The organism is Saccharothrix xinjiangensis (assembly GCF_039527585.1).
GTDB lineage: Bacteria > Actinomycetota > Actinomycetes > Mycobacteriales > Pseudonocardiaceae > Actinosynnema > Actinosynnema xinjiangensis.
On sequence record NZ_BAAAKE010000005.1, the window covers coordinates 244,761 to 264,777 of the forward strand.

The window sequence follows — 20,017 nt, forward strand, 5'->3', positions numbered from 1 at the left end:
GTGGAGATCGGGAGGACTGCTACGTGCTGGACGTGGAGCCGACGCTCGCGGTCGAGTGGTGGGTCGCCAACGGCCCGAAGATGGCGGGCGGCGTACTGCGGATCGTGCTGATCGTGATCGTGGCGGTGGTCATCCGGGCGGTCCTGCGGCGGCTGATCGACGGCATGACGCGGGGCAACGGCGGTCGCAAGCCCAAGTTGCTCAAGCCGCTGAGGGAGCGCGCGCCCCAGACCCTGGGGGCGTTCGCCTCGGAGCGGCGGGAGCAGCGGGCCAAGACCATCGGCTCGGTGCTGAAGTCGTTCGTCACGATCATCGTGTTCGGCGTGGCGTTCATCCAGGTCCTGACCGAGCTGGGCATGAACGTCGCCCCGATCCTGACCTCGGCGGGCATCCTCGGCGTGGCCATCGGCTTCGGCGCGCAGAACCTGGTCAAGGACTTCCTGGCCGGCATGTTCATGATGCTGGAGGACCAGTACGGCGTGGGTGACGTGGTCGACCTGGGCCCCGCCACCGGCACGGTCGAGTCGGTGGCGCTGCGCATCACCACGATCCGCGACACCAACGGCACGGTCTGGTACGTCCGCAACGGCGAGATCCTGCGCGTGGGCAACTCGTCCCAGGGCTTCGCGGTGGCCGTGGTCGACCTCCCCCTGGCCTACGGCGCCAACCTGGCCTCGGCCACGGAGGTGCTCACGACGGCCGCCGAGAAGGCCACGGCGGCGGAGCCGCTGTCGAAGGACGTGACGGACAAGCCGCAGGTCCTGGGCGTGGAGAAGGTGACGCCGGAGGGCATCACCATGCGCGTGACGGTGAAGGTGCGGCCGGGGCGGCAGTGGGCGGTCCAGCGCGCTCTGCGGGCGACGCTGATGCCGGCGCTGGAGGATGCGGGGATCTCGCTCAAGTCTTCTTGACCCGCCCGCTCCGGCCGCGGCCGGAGCGGGCGGGGTCCGGCTCAGACGGTGAAGCCCTCGCTCCCCTGCCCGCGGCGGCGGACGTCGGTGTTCCGGACGGGCCCTTCGATGACCAGTTCCGGCTTGACCAACACCTTGACCCCCGCGATCACGCGCATCGCGTAGTAGCCCTCCTCGGCCTGCAGCAGGAGCTTGAGCACCTCCTTGCGGAGGTAGCCCACCGAGGTCACCGCGATCTTGAGGCCGACGGAGTCGTCGTACTTCCGCTTGATCGCCATCGTCTTGTCGTTCACCCGGTCGAACAGCGACCGCGTCCGATCCGGCGGCGAAGACCTCTCCTCGTCCGGGTTCCCGGCCTCCGCCTCGACGGCGATCCGAGGCACGTCCTCGACGTCGGTCCGTCCGAGTTCCCGCTCGGCCTTCTCGGTCGCGTGGATGCGGGCCGTCGTCAACGCGCGCCTCACGGCTTCGAAGATCTTCGGGGTGGCGCTCCCGATGATCCGCCCCGCTCCGGGCGCGTAGACCAGCACCTCGTCCGCCTGCGGTCCCGGGATGTCGAGCTTCACCGTGAGCAGCACGTTCGTTTCCTCGAACGTCTCGAACGTGGTGCGCAGACCCATCTCCTCGGCGGACGGGCTCTCGGACACCCGGTACACCGGTCGTTTCCGATCCGGCACCGATTCCACCCGGACCAGGCACTCGTGCTCGGCATCACCAGATTTCGGCATGTCACCCTCCGTCGAAGTAGTCGAGCCAACCGCTGTCGCCGCTCCTCACGCCGGCGCGATGGGCGAAAGCGAGGAACATCGCGCCCACGGTCAGCACGGCGGTGCCGGCGGCCGCCCCGACGGTCACGTCGAACCACCACGGGTGCGAGTAGAACCCTCGGGGCGCGGACACGTTCAGCGTCCGCCCTCCGTCATAGCGATACGGGTTTTCCGGGGTGAAATCGGGCGAGACCACGATCTCGGATCCGTCGGGCGCCTGCCAGGTCGTCCGTTCGGTCACGGGTTCCACGGTCCGCGCGCCCGGCAGGTCGGGCGCTTGCAGGTTGTGGTCGCGTCCTATGAAGTCCAGCACGAAAGCGATCTGCTTGACGCTGTTCGAGAGCAGTTCGCCGACGTACCCGGCCAGGGAGGACAGGCCGGCCTCACCGGGGTTGCCGATGATCCGGTCGCAGATCTCGACGCACTCGCGCGCCTCCCGCAGGGCGAGGTCCAGTGCGGCGCGGACGTGCCCGCCCGCGGCGGCGGCCTCCTCCAGGAACTCCTCGTACCGCGCGGCCAGTTTCCCGGCCACGGTCCGGTACTGCCTCGCCGCCTCGACGTGGTCGTGGTTCGACGGCCCGCTCGTCACGCCCGCCCGCCCCTGGACCGGGAGTCGAGCAGCGCCACCCAGCGCGTGGTGATGCCCGTGCCCTCGGCGAACACCCCGAGGGCGATGCGCAGCCCGCGTTCGACCGCACTCGTGCCCCACCCGGAGCCGGCGAGCCCGAGCAGCTCTCCGGCCAGTCGTTCAGCCGCCTTCCCCGCGTCGCCGAACGCGCGTTCCGCCGTCCGCACCGCGGCCACCAGATCGGGTTCCGCGGCGGGGTCGAGGCGCGCGAGGGCAGCCGGGTCGATGTCGTAGAGGAGGTCGACGACTTCATAGACCTTGGCCGCGAACAGCCGCACGGCGTGATCGAGGTCCGAGGCCAGGCGCCGCACCTCCGCGGCCCCTCCGGCCGCCCTGGCCCGTTGCAGCTCCACCAGCGCCAGGGAGATCTCCAACGCGGACCCACCCAGTTCCACCGCCCGACCGACCAGGACGTCGAGCTGCTCGCGCACCCGCGGCGGGGGAGCGGGGGTCGATCCCGCCGGGGGGTTCCGCTCCAGCTCGGCACCGATCCCGACCATCCGGCTCGCCAGGTCCGAGACCGCGCGGCGGTACGAGGGGGATTCCCTGCCCTCCAGGCGGTGTTCCTCCCAGCCGACGGAGTTGAACGTGCCGATCAGCGCGGCGAGGGGGTCCGGAATGGAATACCCGGGTTCGGGTAGTGCGGTGTAGCGAATCGGCATTATCAGCGATCGCACACCCAACTGGTCGGCTCGACGTGCGAAAAAGTTCAGTTCGCGCCGACATTGGGGCCGTTGCAGGAAACGCGGTGTCACGACCGGGACGAAGAACGCCGTGCGCGACAACGTGGCGTTGATGGTGCTGTGCCAGTCAGCACCCCACATCAGGTCGTCCTGGTCCACGAAGAGCCTGACGGGTTCTCCGGTGAGCATGGTGTACTGCTCCGCGATGTCCCGCGCGAGCATCGTGATGCGCCCCTGTTCGGCTTGGTCGTCAGCCCTGGCGTACGACCAGAAAGCGATGTTCCTCTTCATTTTCATTCGCCCCACCCACCGTTCACCCGAGCGCAAACGAATCCTAAAGACCGGTCGGCCTCCACGTAAGTCCGACAAAGGGACAAAAAGGGTCAGATGACGGTAAGCCGTGCCGGCGCGCACCGGCGCCCGCCCTGGGAGGGGCTCGCCCGGCGGCGCCACGCGGGTCCGCGAGCGCACGAGTTCCGCCCCACCCGCGCGGATGGGGTTCGCGTCCCACTCCGGCTCCGCGCGGGCGTTGAGACCTCCGCCACAGGGCTCGACCCCCACCGTGCGCGAACTCGCGGCTCAGCGGCCTCCGGGCAGCTCCCCGACCGGGTGGCCGTGCGCTTCTCCGGGCGACCTGAGGCAGGATGGGGAGGTGACCACTCCTCCGGAGAACTTCTACGAAGCGGTGGGCGGGTACGACACGTTCCACCTGATCGTCAAGCGCTTCTACGAAGAGGTGGCGACCGACCCGATCCTCCGCCCCCTCTACCCGGAAGAAGACCTCGGTCCCGCCGAGGAGCGCTTCCGCCTGTTCCTGATGCAGTACTGGGGTGGTCCGCACACCTACTCCGACACCCGGGGGCACCCCCGGTTGCGGATGCGGCACGCCCCGTTCGTCATCGGGCCCGTGGAGCGGGACGCCTGGCTGCGCTGCATGGAGGTCGCGGTCGACTCGGTCGAGCTGGACCCCGAGCACCGCAAGCAGCTGTGGGCCTACCTGGACATGGCCGCCAACAGCTTGATGAACGCCTGGGCCTGACGCCTCAGCCGCCCGGAACACGCTTGGTCACCGTGCGTTGCCCAACCGAACGGGCTCGTGCCCCAGGCCGCGAATGGCAGGATGACATCTCGTGCGACGATCCTCCGACCTCCAACCAGAGATCGCCGACGAGTCCGCCTGGTGGCGTGACGCCGTCTTCTACCAGGTCTACGTCCGGTCGTTCGCCGACGCCAACGGCGACGGCGTTGGCGACCTGGACGGCATCCGCTCCCGGCTCGGGTACCTCGAACTGCTCGGGGTGGACGCGCTGTGGCTCACGCCGTTCTTCACCTCGCCCATGGCCGACCACGGCTACGACGTGGCCGACCCCCGGGACGTCGACCCCCTCTTCGGCGACCTGGACGCGTTCGACCGGCTGGTCACCGAGGCGCACGCGCACAACATCCGCGTCACCGTCGACCTCGTGCCCAACCACACCAGCGACCGGCACCCGTGGTTCCAGGCCGCCCTGCGCGCCGCGCCCGGCTCGCCGGAGCGCGCCCGCTACGTCTTCCGCGAGGGCGGCGGCTTCGACGGTTCCGTGCCGCCCAACAACTGGCCGAGCCAGTTCGGCGGCCCCGCGTGGACGCGCCTGCCGGACGGCCAGTGGTACCTGCACCTGTTCGCGCCCGAGCAGCCGGACCTGAACTGGGACAACCCCGAGGTGCCCGCCGACCTGGCCCGGACGCTGCGCTTCTGGCTGGACCGGGGCGTCGACGGGTTCCGCATCGACGTGGCCCACGGCATGGCCAAGCCGGAGGACCTGCGCAACCTCGACCCGCGCGCGGAGCTGGGGTCCGGCGTGCGGCACGACAACGCCCTGGACCCCCGCTTCGACAACGACGGGGTGCACGAGGTGCACCGGATGATCCGCAAGGTCGTCGACGAGTACCCGGGCCGCATGACCGTCGGCGAGATCTGGGTCAAGGACGACGAGCGGTGGGCGCGCTACGTCCGCCCCGACGAGCTGCACCTCGGCTTCAACTTCCGCCTGGTCGAGGCGCCCTTCGACGCCGACGGCGTGCGGTCGGCCATCGAGCACTCGCTGGCGGCCGTGCACGGCACCGGCGTCCCGCCGACCTGGACCCTGTCCAACCACGACGTGGCCCGGCACGTGACCCGCTACGGCGACGGCGCGATCGGCCTCCAGCGTGCCCGCGCCATGACCCTGGTCGAGCTGGCCCTGCCCGGCGTGGTCTACCTCTACAACGGCGAGGAGCTGGGCCTGCCGAACGTGGAGCTGCCCGACTGGGCCCTCCAGGACCCGATCTGGGCCCGTTCCCGGCACACCAGGCGCGGCCGCGACGGCTGCCGGATCCCGCTGCCCTGGGAGGGCGACGCGCCGCCGTTCGGGTTCACGCAGGGCGTCGGCACCTGGCTGCCGCAGCCGAACGAGTGGGCGGGCCTGACCGCCGAGTCCCAGCTGGAGGACCCGGACTCGATGCTGTCCTTCTACCGGCACGCGATCGAGCTGCGGAAGTCGACGCCGGCGTTCTCCGGCGAGGAGCTGGAGTGGTACGGCGCGCCGGCGGGCTGCTTCGCGTTCCGCCGCAAGGGCGGTGGGCTGATCTGCGCGCTGAACACCTCGGGCGGCCCGGTGCCGCTGCCGCCCGGCGAGGTGCTGCTGTCCAGCGGGCCGATGGACGGCAACCAGCTGCCGCCCGACACGGCCGTCTGGCTGGTCTGAGGGGTCCCGGGCGGCGCGCTCCCGCGCGTCGTCCGGGCCCGCTCACACCAGCAGCGGCAGCATCGAGTGGCGGCGGCGCACGACCGCGCCGAACCGGGCGTCGATGCGCAGCCACGCGTCGGTGGCCGTCACGCGCACGTCGTCGCCGCCCAGGAAACCCATCCCGGACAGCGCGAACAGGCACCGCATCGGCACCTTCACGTCCAGCCCCGACCCGCTGACCGTGAGCACGGTCTGGTCCAGCAGCGACGCGGGCGGCGTGCCGCGCGGGCCCGCGTTCTCCCGCGCCACGGCCACGCCCTTCTCCGCCAGCTCGGACACGACGCTGCCGGGCAGCCGGTCCACCGGCAGCCAGCCCGCCGTGGGCGGCAGCGCCGAGCGCCACATCATGTCCCGCGCCGGGCCGGGGTCCACGACCTCGCTGCGCACCACCGCCAGGCCGGTGAGCAGGTCGGTCGCCGACACGGTCAGGTCGCCGGGCGCCACCTGCCCGGCCACGGTCCGGGTGGCCAGGGCGTCGAACGGGGTCGCCACCCACGCGTCGACGAGGTCGCCGGACGGGCGGTTGCGCAGCCGCACCACCGCCTGGGCGTCGAGCCGCACCGCGCGGGCGACGAAAGCTCCGAGGTCGTCGCGCTCGGCGCGATCGACGAGGACCAGCTCAGGCACCATTACCTCCGGCACGCCAGCCGGCGAGGAAGTCGCGCTCGGCTTCGAGGAGGCGGCGCGGACGCCCGGCCGCCAGGTTGTAGGGCACCATCAGCGTCTCGGCCCTGGTCACGACGGCGCCGTCCTCACGGCGGTCGCCGCGGACCGCGTAGTCGAGCGTGAACGACGCCGACTTCAGCTCCCGCACCGACACCTCCACCCGGACCTCGTCGCCGGTGAACGCCAGCGGCGCCAGGTAGTCCACCGCGAGCCGCGCCACGACCATGCCCTCCGCCATCTCCGGCACGCCGTGCCGGGCGGCTTCGGTGAACAGCAGGTCGATCCGCGCCTCCTCCAGCAACGTCACCGTGTTGGCGTGGTTGACGTGGCCGAACGCGTCCATGTCCGACCAGCGCGGACGGACCCCCGTGACGAACACACCCAACTTGACGCGCCTCCCGCGGTCGGCATCGGTGGCAGTGACCTTATCCACGTGCTACACCCAGGTTAAGGCGGCATCCACGTCGAGGAATCGCCCCAGGTCGGCGACCTCCTCGGCGATGTCCGGCCGCGCCCCGAACGGGTGGACCTCGAACCGCGCGCCGACCCGCCGCCAGGTGGCGACCACGCGGCCGTCGACCACGACGTGCGGGGTGAGGAACCCGCCGCCGGTCTGGACGAGCCGGGCGTGCGCCGGGTCGAGCGCGGCGGACCGGTCGCGGTAGCCCAGCAGGTAGGGGTCGAAGTGGCCGAGCACCCTCACCGCGCCCCGGGGCCCGGCGGGCTCGTCGACGACCTCGGGCAGGTCCCGGACGGCCCGCTTGGGCAGGCCGCTCCACGCGGCGAAGTCGTCGGGCGTGGCGGGCCCGTAGGCGCGGCGGTGGCGGCGCCACAGCTCGTCGACGCCGCGCGGCTCGCACTCGACGCGCAACAACCCGTACGTGTCGTCCAGGCCGCGCCGCAGCACCCCCGAGTGCGCGGCGAACGCCAGCAGGTGCGCCGGCGCCTGCGACCTCGGGTCCAGGACGACGCCGACCTCCGCCAGCCGCCCGACCAGGGCGTCGCGGCCGAGCGGTTCGGCGAGCACCTCGCGCAGCGCCGGCAGCGCCCGCGCGCACAGCTCGTCGGTCAGCCCCAGCTGCGCCCGCCGCCGCTTCCCCGCGGCGATGAACACGGGTCCCAGCAGCCCCACGACCCACAGGTCGCGCTCGTGCAGCAGGTGCAGGGTGCCGCGCATGGCCCACGTGCGCACGACCGGCCCGTCCAGCGACCGCACCCCGCGGGCGCGGGCGGCGAGGCGCGCGGCGGGCACGTCCTGGGCCTGGAGCGCGAAGACGGAGTCGAGCAGGTCCTCCACGCCCGAGGCGGGCGCGGACAGCCGCTGGGCCCGCATCCGCCGGGCCGGGGCGGTCACCGGGGACGGGCGCCGGTCGAGCCGCGCACCACCAGCTCCGGCTGGAACACGAACTCGGCGTGGGGCGCGGGCGTGCCGCCGACCTCCTCCAGCAGGGCGTGCACGGCCGCCTGACCCATGGCCTCCACGGGCTGGCGGATGGTGGTCAGGGGCGGGTCGGCGAACACGATCAGCGGCGAGTCGTCGAAGCCGACCACGGACACGTCGCGCGGCACGTCCAGCCCGCGCTGCCGGGCGGCGCGGATCGCGCCGAAGGCCATCAGGTCGCTGCCGCAGACGAGGGCCGTGCAGCCGCGGTCGAGCAGGGCGTTGGCCGCCGCCTGCCCGCCCTCGACGGTGAACAGCGAGTGCTCCACCAGGTGCTCCGCGCGCGGTCGCACGAGCGTGAAGCCCTCCACCATGCGCTGCGCGGGCACGAACCGCCGCGGGCCGACCGCCAGCCCGACCTTCTCGTGCCCGAGTTCCACCAAGTGGGACACCGCCAGCCGGGCGGCCGCCAGGTGGTCCACCGACACGAACGGTGCGGACACCTTGGCGGTGAACCCGTTGACCATGACGAACGGCACGCCGCGACCGGCGAGCTTGACGTAGCGGTCCATGTCGGCCGTCGTGTCGGCGTGCAGGCCGGACACGAAGACGATGCCGTTGACGCCGCGGTCGACCAGCATCTCGGTCAGCTGGTCCTCTGTGGAGCCGCCCGGTGTCTGCGTGCACAGCACCGGCGTGTAGCCGTCGCGGGTCAGCACCTGCTCCACGACCTGCGCGAACGCCGGGAAGATCGGGTTGCTCAACTCGGGGGTGATCAACCCGATCAACCCGGCGCTGCGCTGGCGCAGGCGTGGCGGGCGCTCGTAGCCGAGGACGTCCATCGCGGCGACCACGGCCTGGCGGGTGGCGGCGGAGACGCCTGGCTTGCCGTTGACGACCCGGCTGACCGTCGCCTCGCTCACGCCTGCCTGGTTCGCGATGTCACTGAGCCGCGCTGTCACACCGTGTGACTCTACGGGCGAGAGAGCCACACGGTCGTGTCCGGCGGCACGAGAACGTCCGCGTCTTCGGTCGCCACGCCTGAGGAGGACAGCAGCACCTCGCCGTCGCGGGGCAGCCGGACGACCGCCGGACCCAGGTTGACCACGCACGTGAACCCGTTCCGGCGGAAGGACAGCACGTCCTCGGGCGCGTCCAGCCACTCCACTTCGGAGCCCGCCCCGAGGTCCGGGTGCTCCCGCCGGGCCCGCAGCGCGCGGCGGTACAGCTCCAGCACCGAGTCCGGGTCGCCCTGCTGCGCCCGCACGCTCAGCGACGCCCAGCCCGCCGGCTGCGGCAGCCACGAGCCGCCGTCGCCGAAGCCGAACGACGGGCCCTCGGGCGTCCACGGGATGGGAACGCGGCAGCCGTCGCGGCCCCGGTCGGTGTGGCCGGAGCGCTCCCACACCGGGTCCTGGAGCACGTCCTCGGGCAGGTCCAGCACCTCGGGCAGGCCCAGCTCCTCGCCCTGGTAGACGTACGCGCTGCCGGGCAGGGCGAGCATGAGCAGGGCGGCGGCGCGGGCGCGGGCCACGCCGCCGTAGCGGGTGACGTGCCGCTGGACGTCGTGGTTGGACAGCACCCAGGTGGTCGGCGCGCCGACCGGCGCCATGGCGGCGAGGGAGTCGTCGATGACCCGCTTCAGCTCGGCGGCGTCCCACCCGGCGGTCAGGTAGTGGAAGTTGAACGCCTGGTGCAGCTCGTCGGCGCGCAGGTAGCGGGCGGTGCGCTCGGGGCTCGGCGTCCACGCCTCGGCCACGCCGATCCGCCGGCCGGGGTAGGAGTCGAGGACCTTGCGCCAGTCGCGGTAGATCTCGTGCACGCCGTCCTGGTCGAAGAACGGCAGGGCGTCGGTGCCGAGCAGCTTGAGGTGGCCGGGCGTGCCGACGTCGGGCAGGCCGTCGGCCTTGACCATGCCGTGGGCCACGTCGATGCGGAACCCGTCCACGCCGAGGTCCAGCCAGAACCGCAGCACGTCCAGGAACTCCTCGCGCACCTCCGGCCGGCCCCAGTTCAGGTCCGGCTGCTCGGGCGCGAACAGGTGCAGGTACCACTGGCCGTCCGGCAGGCGCGTCCACGCGGGGCCGCCGAACACGGACTCCCAGTCGTTCGGCGGCTGGTCGCCGCGGCCCTCGCGGAAGTGGTAGCGGGCGCGCTCGGGCGAACCCGGGCCGGCCGCCACGGCCCGCCGGAACCACTCGTGCCGGTCGGAGGTGTGGTTGGGGACGAGGTCGACGATCACCCGGATGCCGTGCGCGTGGGCGTCCTCGACCAGCAGCCGGGCGTCCTCCAGCTCCCCGAAGCTCGGGTCGACGGCGCGGTAGTCGGCCACGTCGTAGCCGCCGTCGGCCATCGGGGACGCGTAGAACGGGGTGATCCACACCGCGTCCACGCCGAGGTCGGCCAGGTAGGGCAGCCGGGAGCGGATGCCGGGGAGGTCACCGACGCCGTCGCCGTTGGAGTCGGCGAAGCTGCGCACGTACACCTGGTAGATGACGGCCTCGCGCCACCAGTCCTGCGTCATTGGGGGGGTGTCCTTCCGGATCGGGTCGACCGGAGGGCCATGAAATACTTTGCAACTGTTTTCAGCAAGTCCTTCAGCTGGTATGACCTAGAACACATCCCCTGCCAGCCAAGGAGACACCGTGGTTTCCGCAACCAGGCGAGCGCTGCTCGCCCTGACGGCCTTGCTGTTGTCCCTGCTCACAGTTCCGCAAAGTTTTGCGAGCCCGCCGTCCGCGAAGGACGTGACGGCGACGCTGTTCCAGTGGCCCTTCTCGCGGGTCGCGAGCGAGTGCGCGAACGTGCTCGGGCCCGAGGGCTACGGGTTCGTCGAGATCTCGCCCGCCACCGAGCACATCCAGGGCTCCCAGTGGTGGACCTCCTACCAGCCGGTCAGCTACCGGATCGCCGGGCGGCTCGGCGACGAGGCCGCCTTCCGGAACATGGTGAACACCTGCCACGCGGCGGGCGTGAAGGTCATCGCGGACGCGGTGATCAACCACATGAGCGCCGGGTCCGGCACCGGCACCGGCGGCTCGTCGTACGCGAAGTACAACTACCCGGGCATCTACGGCGACCAGGACTTCCACTCCTGCCGCAGCAGCATCAACGACTACCGCAACCGCGACAACGTGCAGAACTGCGAGCTGGTCGGCCTGTCGGACCTCAACACCGGCAGCGACTACGTGCGCGGGCGGATCGCCTCCTACCTCAACCACCTGATCTCGCTGGGCGTCGACGGCTTCCGCATCGACGCCGCCAAGCACGTGGCGGCGGCCGACCTGGCGGCGATCAAGTCGCGGCTGTCCAACCCGAACGTGTTCTGGGTCCACGAGGTGATCTACGGCGCGGGAGAGGCCGTGCAGCCCGGCGAGTACACCGGTTCGGGTGACGTCGACGAGTTCCGCTACGCCTACGACATCAAGCGGATCTTCAACAACGAGAACCTGGCGTACCTGAAGACGTTCGGTGAGTCGTGGGGCTACCTGCCGAGTGGCCGGGCTCGCTCGTTCGTGGACAACTGGGACACCGAGCGCAACGGCTCGACCCTCACGTACAAGGACGGCTCCACCTACACGCTGGCGAACGTCTTCATGCTCGCGTGGCCCTACGGAGCCCCGAACGTGTACTCCGGCTACGAGTTCGGCAACCACGACGCCGGCCCGCCCAGCGGTTCCGAGTGCTACACGTCCGGGTGGAAGTGCCAGCACCGGTGGGCGCAGATCTCGAACATGGTCCAGTTCCGCAACACCGTGGCGGGCACGGCCGTGACGAACTGGTGGGACAACGGCGGCGACGCCATCGCGTTCGGCCGGGGCGGCAAGGGCTACGTGGCGATCAACCGCGAGAGCGGCCCGCTGACCCGCGCGTTCCAGACGTCCCTGCCCGCCGGCAACTACTGCAACGTCCAGAAGGACGGCTGCACGACGGTGACCGTCGGCTCGAACGGCCAGTTCACCGCCACCCTCGGCGCGGGCGAGGCCCTGGCGCTGCACACCGGCGCGACGAGCGGCGGCGGCACCACTCCCCCGCCGACCGGCGCGGCGTCGTTCGCGGTCAACGCCACCACGTCGTTCGGGCAGAACGTCTTCGTCGTCGGTGACCACCCGTCGCTGGGTTCGTGGAACCCGGCGAACGCGGTGGCGCTGTCCTCGGCGACCTACCCGACGTGGAAGGGCTCGGTGTCGCTCGCCGCCGGGACCGCGTTCCAGTACAAGTACATCCGCAAGGACGCGAGCGGCGCCGTGACCTGGGAGAGCGGCGCCAACCGCGGCGCCACGGCCCCGGCGGAGCTGTCCGACACCTGGAGGAACTGACCCGTTCGGTCGGGGGACGCCCGAGTGGGTGTCCCCCGACCTGTTTAATTGCGGCGCAGCCAGTTCCCGCGGTCGTCAGTTCCCGTGGTGGAGGTACACCGGCCACGGCCCCTGACCGCGCCGGGCCGCGATCGACGAGAGGACCCGCCGGGTGAGCCTGGGCGGCAGGAGCCGGCCGACCTGGTCGAGGTCGCAGAACCGCGTCTCGGCGACCTCGCCGTCCTGGAACCGGATCAGCTCCAGCTGCTCGGGGCCGAGGACCCCGCCGTCGAAGACGAAGGCGAGCCTGGCCGGGTGCCCGTCGGCGGCGGGCACCGAGTCGATGGTCAGCACCGGTCCGACCAGGACGTCGATGCCGAGCTCCTCGGCGACCTCGCGGTGGGCGGCCTGGAGCGGCGTCTCGCCCAGGGAAGCCTCGACCACGCCGCCGGGGATCCCCCAGTCGGGCTTGTAGGTCGGGCGGACGAGCATCACCCGGCCGGTCTCGTCGAAGAACAGCACACCCGCCGACAGGATGGCCATCGGGAACGAGTCGTGCGGGAGCCGACCGGGGGCGTCCTCGGAGCCGGGGGCGTCCTCGGGCTGATCAACGGCCATGATCCAACGGTACCGACGCCGGAACCCCATGGCACCGACACCGGCTCACCACTCCCGGCCTCCCGTCTTCCCGGGCTTGCGGGCTTCCGCCGGCTGCCCGCCTTCACCCTGTGCCCGCCCCCTCACCTCCGCTCACTGCCAGGCCCCGTTGGTAGGCCTGCCGCAAGTCGTGGGGCTGCTCTCATGGTCGGAGCTTGTGGCCGGAGCTTGTGGTCGGAGCTTGCGGGTCTCATGGTCGGAGCTTGCGGGACATCAGGTCGCGCAACGCGCCGGTGCGTTCGGCCATCTCGTGCAGGGCGCGGACCACCGGCGCGGCGTCGTCCCCCAGGTCGGCCAGCAGCTCGGCGGTCACCGCCGCCCGAGCCGACCGCCCCGCCTCCACCGCCTCGTGCCCGCGCGGGGTCATCTCGACCAGGCGGACCCGGCTGTCGTGCGGGTCGGGACGGCGCACGGCGTAGCCGACCCGCTCCATCTCGGCGACCACCTTCGACGCGCCCTGGGCCGTCATGCCGAGCAGGTCGGCCAGGTCGGTGACGCGGACCGGGCCGACGAGCAGGTGCTGGAAGACGTAGCCGTGGACGGTGCGGACCTCGTCGTGACCGGCGTCGGTCATCCGGGCGCGCACGGCGGCGTCGCAGGAGGCGGCGAGCGCGGTGAACAGCAGGGTCAGGTCGGGGCTTGACGGCACAAACCGATACTGACATCTTCAACCAAGGTTTATCAACTGGGGTTGAGGACATGGCGATGATCTGCGATCCAGCGTTCAAGCACGTGGTGGAGGCGTTCCGCGACGGCGTGGTCCGCGGCGGCGCGGCATTGGCCGTCGTCGCCGGCGGACGCCCGGTGGTCGACGTGTGGCACGGCACGCGGGACGAGGCAGGCCGTTTGCCGTGGGAGCGGGACACCGCGGTGAACGTGTTCTCGGTGTCCAAGGCCGTGCTGGCCACGGCGGCGCACCTGGCAGCCCAACAGGGGCGACTGGACCTGGACGCCCCCGTGGCGAAGTACTGGCCGGAGTTCCGGACCGACACCACCGTCGCGGACCTGTTGGCGCACCGCTCCGGCCTGGCCGCGATCCGCCGCCGCCTCCCAACGGGCAGCCTCTACGACTGGACCGCGATGACCGACGCCCTGGCCACCGAGGAACCGTGGTGGCCACCAGGCACGCGCCACGGCTACCACGCCGTCACGTTCGGCTGGCTGGTCGGCGAGGTGCTGCGCCGAGCCACCGGCCGGGAGCCACGCGACCTGACCGCCGAACTGGGCCTGTCCCTGGGTTGGCCGACTCCAGGCGAACCGGGTTGGCCGACCCCGGGCGAACCGGGTTGGCGGGGTCCGGGCGAACCGGGGTGGTCGGGTCCGAGCGAACCGGAGAGGCGGGGTTCAGGCGAACCGGGGAGGCAAGGTCCGGGCGAACCGGCGTTCGTGCTGCCACCGGAGGGCACGGGCGCCGAACGGCTGCCCGCACCGATCACCCTGTGCGCCTTCGCCAACCCACCCGACCTCGTGGCACCGGGCGTGGTCAACACCGCAGCGTGGCGATCCGCGCAGATCCCCGCGGCCAACGGCCACGCCACCGCCCGCGCGCTGGCCGGACTGTTCGGGCGGATCGGCGACCTGCTCACCCCGACCACCCTCGCCGAGGCCACCGCACCGCGCAGCGAAGGCCACGACGAGGTGCTGGACGGCCCGACCCGGTTCAGCCTGGGGTACATGCTGCCCAACGAGCTGCGCCCGTACGCGCCGAACCCCCGCGCGTTCGGCCACACCGGAGCAGGTGGCGCGCTCGCGTTCGCCGACCCCGACCTGGACATCGCGGTCGCCTACACACCCAGCCGCGTCCTCCTGACACCCACCGGGCCGGACCCGCGCTGGACGCCGATCACCGACGCGCTCTACGCGTGATCACCCTGCGCATGTCCGCCATCTGGGGGCCGCCTGCTGCCTACCGCCCGCTTACCCGCTGCCTGCTGCCCACCGCCTGCTGCCTGCCGTTGCCTGCTGTCTACCGTTCGCCGCCTGCTGCGGTGACCTCAGCGCGTCGCTCGACGTGGTGTCTGAGCGCGTTACTCGGCATGCCCGTTGCGCCGCCGCCTCCTTCCTCCCCGGCAACGAAACAGCGGGCCGTGAAGTTTCCGCCAATCTTCCATTCATGATCGGTTAGCTCGTTCGAGTGATCGTGAGTGGTCGGTGGCGGGGGCCGGGGGCGGAACGGGTGCCCCGCCTGCCATCTTGCCGGCGGGGTACGACTCAGGCAGGACGAAGGACAGAGGCAGGGGCTTGTCCCGGAGCACCCCCGGGCCGGTCCGGGGCAGGGGTGCTCCGGGAAGGGGTCAGCGGATCATGCTGCGCACCTGCCTGGCCGCCACCGACAGGGTGGCCAGGTCCAGCTTGTTGACCCGGTTGATCTCCTCCAGCGCCGCCCGCGCCCTGCCCAGCCGGGACGAGTTGGCCTGTTCCCACTTGTCGATCTTCTCGTCCGGTTCGTCGCCGGGGTCGGCGGAGCGCAGCACGTCGACCGCGATCGACCGCAGCGACGAGTAGAAGTCGTCCCGCAGCGCCAGTCGCGCCAGGGCGTGCCAGCGGTTGAGGCGCTCCAGGCTCGACACGGAGCTGAGCATCCGGTCGATGTCCAGGTGCGCGGACAGCGCGTAGTACAGCTCGGCCGTCTCCTCGTGCGTCCGCTCCTGCCCGGCCGTGACGCCGTCCTCCCGCTCGGCCAGCTCCGCCACCTCGGTGACGTCCAGCAGCGCGTAGCTGAACAGCAGTCCCGCGACCCTCCGCGCCAGGTCGACCGGCACGCCGTGCGCGGTGAGGCGTTCGGTGTACTCCGACCAGGACTCCTTCTCGTGCCCCTGGAGCATGTCCGGCACGCGCGGGGCGAGGGCGGCCACCACCGGGGCGAACCTGCTGATCGTGGAGCCGACCGGGAGGGGCTGGGGGCGGTTGGTCAGCAGCCAGCGCGACGCGCGGTCCAGCAGGCGGCGGCTCTCCAGCACCATCGAGTCCTGGACCTCGGTCGGGATGGTGTTGTCCAGGGCCTGGATGTCACGCCACAGGGACGGCAGGTCGAAGACCGCCGTCACCACGGCGTACGCGCGCACGGCGTCGGTCGCGGAGGCATTGACCTCCTCGGCCAGCCGGAACGCGTAGGACACGCCGCCGCCGTCGACGACCTCGTTGACCAGGACCGTGGCGATGATCTGGCGGGACAGCGGGTGGCCGCCGATGGCGTCGCCGAAGCGCTCGCGCAGTTCGCTGGGGAAGTAGTCGGGCAGCTTGCGGGCCAGCACGTCGACCGCGGGCAGGTCGCTGGCCAGCACCTCTTCCTTCAGCGCCAGCTTGACGTGCGCGAGCAGCGTTGCCAGCTCGGGCGAGGTCAGGCCGTCGCCCGCCTTCTCCAGCGCCTTGAACTCCGCCGTGCCGGGCAGCGCTTCGAGCGTCCGGTCGAGCGCGCCGCGCTGTTCCAGGTCGGCGACGAGCCGCGCGTGCACCGGCAGCATCGGGGCGGCGTGGGCGCGGGAGACGCCCAGCACGAAGTTCTGGGAGTAGTTGTCGGCCAGCACCAGGTCGCCGACCTCGTCGGTCATCTGCCCGAGCAGCTCGTTGCGCTGCCCGGTGTCGAGCTTGCCGTCGCGGACGAGTTCGTCGAGCAGGATCTTGATGTTGACCTCGTGGTCGGAGCAGTCGACGCCGGCGGAGTTGTCCAGGGCGTCGGTGTTGACCTTGCCGCCGGCGCGGGCGAACTCGATGCGGCCCCGCTGGGTCAGGCCCAGGTTGCCGCCCTCGCCGACGACCTTGGCGCGCAGGTCCGCGCCGTTGACGCGGATGGCGTCGTTGGCCTTGTCGCCGACCTCGGCGTGGGACTCCGCGCGGGCCTTGACGTAGGTGCCGATGCCGCCGTTCCACAGCAGGTCGACGGGGGCGAGCAGGATCGCCCTCATGAGCTCCGGCGGTGACAGCTTGGTGACGCCCTCCGGCAGGCCCAGGGCGACGCGCGCCTGCTCGCTGACCGGGATCGACTTGGTCGTGCGCGGCCAGACGCCGCCGCCCTCGCTGATCAGCGAGCGGTCGTAGTCGTCCCACGAGGAGCGCGGCAGTTCGAACAGGCGCTCGCGCTCGGCGTAGGACAGCTGGGCGACCGGGTTGGGGTCGATGAAGACGTGCCGGTGGTCGAAGGCCGCGACGAGGCGGATGTGCTCGGACAGCAGCATGCCGTTGCCGAACACGTCGCCGGACATGTCGCCGACGCCGACGACGGTGAACTCCTCGGCCTGGGTGTTCACGCCCAGCTCGCGGAAGTGCCGCTTCACGCTCTCCCACGCGCCGCGGGCGGTGATGCCCATGGCCTTGTGGTCGTAGCCGACCGAGCCGCCGGAGGCGAAGGCGTCGCCCAGCCAGAAGCCGTAGGACGCCGACACCTCGTTGGCGATGTCGGAGAACGACGCGGTGCCCTTGTCGGCGGCGACGACGAGGTAGGTGTCGTCGCCGTCGTGGCGGACCACCTGGGGCGCGGGGATGACCGTGCCCGAGCTGAGGTTGTCGGTCAGGTCCAGCAGGCCGGAGATGAACATGCGGTAGCAGGCGACGCCCTCGGTCAGGGACGCCTCGCGGTCCAGGCCGGGGTCGCCGGTCGGCGCGGGTGGCCGCTTGACCACGAACCCGCCCTTCGCGCCCACCGGCACGATCACCGCGTTCTTCACCGCCTGCGCCTTGACCAGGCCCAGGATCTCGGTGCGGAAGTCCTCGCGCCGGTCGGACCAGCGCAGGCCGCCCCGGGCGACCGGGCCGAACCGCAGGTGCACGCCTTCCACGCGGGGCGAGTACACGAAGATCTCGAACCGCGGTCGCGGTTGCGGCAGGTCGGGGATGGCGCGCGGGTTGAGCTTGACGGCCAGGTAGGGGCGGGGTGCGCCGTCGGCGTCGCGGACGAAGTGGTTCGTGCGCAGGGTCGCCTGCACGAGGGTGAGCAGGCTGCGCAGGATGCGGTCCGCGTCCAGGCTGGTCACGTCGTCGATCAGGCCGGTGATCTCGGTGATCAGCGACTCGGTGCGGCCTTCGCGCTGGTCGTCGGACAGGGCCGGGTCGAACCGCGCCTCGAACAGGCGCACCAGGGCCGTGGCGACCTCGGTGTGCCCGAGCACGGCGTCCTCGATGTAGTCCTGGCTGTACGGGGTGCCCGCTTGGCGCAGGTACTTGGCGTAGGCGCGCAGCATCGCCGCCTGCTGCCAGGTCAGGCCGGCCTTGAGCACGAGCGTGTTGAAGCCGTCCACCTCGGCCTCGCCGCGCCAGGCGGCGGCGAACGCCTCCTGGAAGCGGGTGCGGACGGCTTCCAGGTCCTCCTGCGACAGCTTGTCGAGGGTGACCTGGTCGATGCGCAGGCCGAAGTCGTAGATCCAGCACTCGGTGCCGTCGTCGCGCACCAGCTCGTACGGGCGTTCGTCGACCACCACGACGCCCATGCGCTGGAGCATCGGCAGCACGTCCGACAGCGTGACGCGGGCGCCGACGAGGAACAGCTTGAACCGGCGTTCGCCGGGTTCGGCGTGGCGCGGCACGTAGAACACCATGTCGAGGTCGCCCGGCTTGAGCGCCTCGATGCGCCGGAAGTCCGCGAGGCCCTCGGCGGCGAAGAAGTCCTCCTTGTAGGCCTCGGGGAACGCGGCGGCGATCCGCTGCCCGCGCTCGGAGGCGGACTCCGCGCCCAGTCCCTGGCCCTGCTCCAGCACCGCCTCGACCATGCGGTCGTCCCAGGTGCGGATGGCCTCGGCCAGCAGCTGCTGGAGGTAGCCGGTGTCGGGTTCGACCTGGCGCTGGGGCTCGGTGTGCACCATGAAGTGCACGCGGGCCAGCGCGGACTCGCCGATGCGGGCGCTGTACTCCAGGTTCACGCCGCCCAGCCGGTCGATCAGCACCTCCTGCATGGCCAGCCGGGAGGTGGTGGTGTAGCGGTCGCGCGGCAGGTAGACGAGGCAGGAGTAGAAGCGGCCGTAGGGGTCGCGGCGCAGGAACAGGCGCAGGCGGCGGCGCTCGGCCAGCGCGATCACGCCCGTCACGGTCTGGTACAGGGTGTCGGGGTCGACGGAGAACAGCTCGGTGCGCGGGTAGTTCTGGATCACCTCCAGCATCTGCTGGCCGGAGTAGGAGTGCAGCGGGAAGCCCGCGCGGTGGATCACGTCGCGCACCCGGCGCTCGATGGCCGGGATGTCCAGCACGTCCTCGTGCAGGGCCGTGGTGGAGAAGACGCCGAGGAACCGGTGCTCGCCGGTCACGTTGCCGTCGGTGTCGAAGGTCTTCACACCGACGTAGTACGGGTAGACCGAGCGGTGGACGCTGGACTGGGCGCTGGCCTGCGTGAGCACCAGCAGCTCCGGGGAGAGCGCCTGCGCGCCCGCGTCGGGGCCCGCGGTCAGGCTGCGCGCCGCGAGGCTGTCCTGTCTGAGCACGCCGAGGCCGCTGGCCAGGACCGCGCGCAGGGCGGGTTCGCCGTCCGTGGCCGGGTCGTCGCGGACGACCTCGTAGCGGCGGTAGCCGAGGAAGGTGAAGTGGTCGTCGGCGAGCCAGCGCAGCAGCTTCGCGCCGTCGGAGACCTCGTGCTCCGGCAGCGGCGGCGGTGACGACCCCAGCTCGTCGGCCAGGGTGAGGGCGGTGCCGGTCATCTTGCTCGTGTCCTCGACGACCTCGCGGACGTCGTTGAGCACGGCGTGCAGCTTGGTCTCCAGCTCGCGGGCCCGGTGCGGGTCGGTGAGCAGGTCGACCTCGATGTGCATCCACGACTCGGCCAGCGCGTCGGCCGGCGGGCCGGCCGGGTCCGCGGCGGGCACGACGTCCTGGAGCGCGCCGGTCACCACGTCCCGGCGCACCACCACGATCGGGTGAACCACGCGCTGCACCTGCACGCCGCCGCGGGTCAGCTCGGAGGCCACCGAGTCGACCAGGTACGGCATGTCGTCGGTGATCACCTGCACGACCGTGGCCGGACAGGTCCAGCCGTCGTGCGCGCGGGTCGGGTTGATGATCCGCACCACCGGGCGACCGGGCACGCGGGTCTCGGCGAGCTGGTAGTTCGAGCGCACCGCGCCCACCAGGTCCACCGGGTCGTCGTCGATGACCTCCTCGGCCGGGACGTGCCGGTAGTACAGGTGGATCAGGTCGGTCAGCTCGGGGGCGTTGGCGGCGGCCCGCCCGATCAGCTCGTCACGCGCCTGCTCAGGGCTGGCCACGCGAACCACGGCGCCGTTGCCGGTGGCTTGCTCGGATCGGGACGGGACTCCAGTCGAGGTCATGTTCAGGCGGC

16 protein-coding genes are annotated in these 20,017 nt (G+C 71.8%); 5 read left to right on the forward strand and 11 right to left on the reverse strand.

Going from position 1 to position 20,017, the window contains the following annotated elements; translation table 11 throughout:
- The first annotated feature begins 80 nt into the window (after nucleotides 1-80).
- Nucleotides 81-911, forward strand: coding sequence for a mechanosensitive ion channel family protein (locus ABD223_RS14575; protein ID WP_344036919.1), 831 nt, complete (start codon nucleotides 81-83; stop codon nucleotides 909-911).
- A gap of 41 nt (nucleotides 912-952) precedes the next feature.
- Here the strand turns inward: ABD223_RS14575 and ABD223_RS14580 are convergent, their stop codons facing one another.
- The 3 genes from ABD223_RS14580 to ABD223_RS14590 are packed head-to-tail and all read right to left on the reverse strand — an operon-like array spanning nucleotide 953 to nucleotide 3,403.
- On the reverse strand, nucleotides 953-1,639 hold the full coding sequence (locus ABD223_RS14580) for a hypothetical protein (RefSeq protein WP_344036717.1): 687 nt from the start codon (nucleotides 1,637-1,639) through the stop codon (nucleotides 953-955).
- A gap of 1 nt (nucleotide 1,640) precedes the next feature.
- Entirely contained in the window at nucleotides 1,641-2,267 is a 627-nt protein-coding gene (locus ABD223_RS14585) for a hypothetical protein (RefSeq protein WP_344036718.1), read from the reverse strand.
- Nucleotides 2,264-3,403 (reverse strand): TIR domain-containing protein, encoded by a 1,140-nt coding sequence (locus ABD223_RS14590; RefSeq protein WP_344036719.1) that lies wholly within the window; start codon nucleotides 3,401-3,403, stop codon nucleotides 2,264-2,266. Before ABD223_RS14590 ends, ABD223_RS14585 begins: the two co-directional genes overlap by 4 nt.
- Nucleotides 3,404-3,641: 238 nt before the next feature.
- Here ABD223_RS14590 and ABD223_RS14595 point away from each other — a divergent pair, with 238 nt between their 5' ends.
- Nucleotides 3,642-4,028: a globin gene (locus tag ABD223_RS14595; protein WP_344036720.1), complete on the forward strand. Its 387-nt coding sequence runs from the start codon at nucleotides 3,642-3,644 to the stop codon at nucleotides 4,026-4,028.
- 91 nt (nucleotides 4,029-4,119) lie between these two features.
- Nucleotides 4,120-5,715, forward strand: a complete 1,596-nt coding sequence (locus ABD223_RS14600; RefSeq protein WP_344036721.1) for a glycoside hydrolase family 13 protein — start codon at nucleotides 4,120-4,122, stop codon at nucleotides 5,713-5,715.
- Between the two features lie 42 nt (nucleotides 5,716-5,757).
- Here ABD223_RS14600 and ABD223_RS14605 read toward each other — a convergent pair whose 3' ends face one another.
- Genes ABD223_RS14605 through ABD223_RS14625 form a run of 5 tightly spaced genes read right to left on the reverse strand, consistent with a single transcriptional unit; the run spans nucleotide 5,758 to nucleotide 10,328 of the window.
- The gene (locus tag ABD223_RS14605) at nucleotides 5,758-6,384 is read right to left on the reverse strand and encodes a DUF8010 domain-containing protein (protein ID WP_344036722.1); all 627 of its coding nucleotides are present in this window, start codon (nucleotides 6,382-6,384) and stop codon (nucleotides 5,758-5,760) included.
- On the reverse strand, nucleotides 6,377-6,808 hold the full coding sequence (locus tag ABD223_RS14610; RefSeq protein ID WP_344036723.1) for an acyl-CoA thioesterase: 432 nt from the start codon (nucleotides 6,806-6,808) through the stop codon (nucleotides 6,377-6,379). The genes ABD223_RS14605 and ABD223_RS14610 overlap by 8 nt, the downstream gene beginning before the upstream one ends.
- A 51-nt stretch (nucleotides 6,809-6,859) precedes the next feature.
- The gene (locus tag ABD223_RS14615) at nucleotides 6,860-7,777 is read right to left on the reverse strand and encodes a DNA glycosylase AlkZ-like family protein (RefSeq protein ID WP_344036724.1); all 918 of its coding nucleotides are present in this window, start codon (nucleotides 7,775-7,777) and stop codon (nucleotides 6,860-6,862) included.
- Nucleotides 7,774-8,796 carry a LacI family DNA-binding transcriptional regulator gene (locus tag ABD223_RS14620; protein WP_380646003.1) on the reverse strand — a complete coding sequence of 341 codons (1,023 nt, stop codon included), beginning with the start codon at nucleotides 8,794-8,796 and terminating at the stop codon, nucleotides 7,774-7,776. Before ABD223_RS14620 ends, ABD223_RS14615 begins: the two co-directional genes overlap by 4 nt.
- Complete coding sequence (locus ABD223_RS14625) at nucleotides 8,778-10,328, reverse strand: glycoside hydrolase family 13 protein (RefSeq protein ID WP_344036726.1); 1,551 nt, start codon at nucleotides 10,326-10,328, stop codon at nucleotides 8,778-8,780. The genes ABD223_RS14620 and ABD223_RS14625 overlap by 19 nt, the downstream gene beginning before the upstream one ends.
- A 121-nt stretch (nucleotides 10,329-10,449) precedes the next feature.
- Here ABD223_RS14625 and ABD223_RS14630 point away from each other — a divergent pair, with 121 nt between their 5' ends.
- Nucleotides 10,450-12,123 carry a carbohydrate-binding module family 20 domain-containing protein gene (locus ABD223_RS14630; RefSeq protein WP_344036727.1) on the forward strand — a complete coding sequence of 558 codons (1,674 nt, stop codon included), beginning with the start codon at nucleotides 10,450-10,452 and terminating at the stop codon, nucleotides 12,121-12,123.
- A gap of 75 nt (nucleotides 12,124-12,198) precedes the next feature.
- Here ABD223_RS14630 and ABD223_RS14635 read toward each other — a convergent pair whose 3' ends face one another.
- Complete coding sequence (locus ABD223_RS14635) at nucleotides 12,199-12,720, reverse strand: NUDIX domain-containing protein (RefSeq protein WP_344036728.1); 522 nt, start codon at nucleotides 12,718-12,720, stop codon at nucleotides 12,199-12,201.
- A gap of 229 nt (nucleotides 12,721-12,949) precedes the next feature.
- Nucleotides 12,950-13,408, reverse strand: coding sequence for a MarR family winged helix-turn-helix transcriptional regulator (locus ABD223_RS14640; RefSeq protein WP_344036729.1), 459 nt, complete (start codon nucleotides 13,406-13,408; stop codon nucleotides 12,950-12,952).
- A gap of 56 nt (nucleotides 13,409-13,464) precedes the next feature.
- Between ABD223_RS14640 and ABD223_RS14645 the strand changes: the two genes are divergently transcribed.
- A complete protein-coding gene (locus ABD223_RS14645; protein WP_344036730.1) occupies nucleotides 13,465-14,625 on the forward strand; it encodes a serine hydrolase domain-containing protein in 1,161 nt (386 codons plus the stop codon).
- A gap of 428 nt (nucleotides 14,626-15,053) precedes the next feature.
- Here the strand turns inward: ABD223_RS14645 and ABD223_RS14650 are convergent, their stop codons facing one another.
- The gene (locus ABD223_RS14650) at nucleotides 15,054-20,006 is read right to left on the reverse strand and encodes an NAD-glutamate dehydrogenase (protein ID WP_344036731.1); all 4,953 of its coding nucleotides are present in this window, start codon (nucleotides 20,004-20,006) and stop codon (nucleotides 15,054-15,056) included.
- Between the last annotated feature and the right edge of the window lie 11 nt (nucleotides 20,007-20,017).

What these genes read in the sequence shown, in the direction of transcription:
- ABD223_RS14645 (WP_344036730.1), top strand. Translation starts at nt 13,465, where the DNA reads ATGATCTGCGATCCAGCGTTCAAGCACGTGGTGGAGGCGTTCCGCGAC.
- ABD223_RS14650 (WP_344036731.1), bottom strand. Translation starts at nt 20,006, where the DNA reads ATGACCTCGACTGGAGTCCCGTCCCGATCCGAGCAAGCCACCGGCAAC.
- ABD223_RS14635 (WP_344036728.1), bottom strand. Translation starts at nt 12,720, where the DNA reads ATGGCCGTTGATCAGCCCGAGGACGCCCCCGGCTCCGAGGACGCCCCC.
- ABD223_RS14575 (WP_344036919.1), top strand. Translation starts at nt 81, where the DNA reads ATGGCGGGCGGCGTACTGCGGATCGTGCTGATCGTGATCGTGGCGGTG.
- ABD223_RS14580 (WP_344036717.1), bottom strand. Translation starts at nt 1,639, where the DNA reads ATGCCGAAATCTGGTGATGCCGAGCACGAGTGCCTGGTCCGGGTGGAA.
- ABD223_RS14625 (WP_344036726.1), bottom strand. Translation starts at nt 10,328, where the DNA reads ATGACGCAGGACTGGTGGCGCGAGGCCGTCATCTACCAGGTGTACGTG.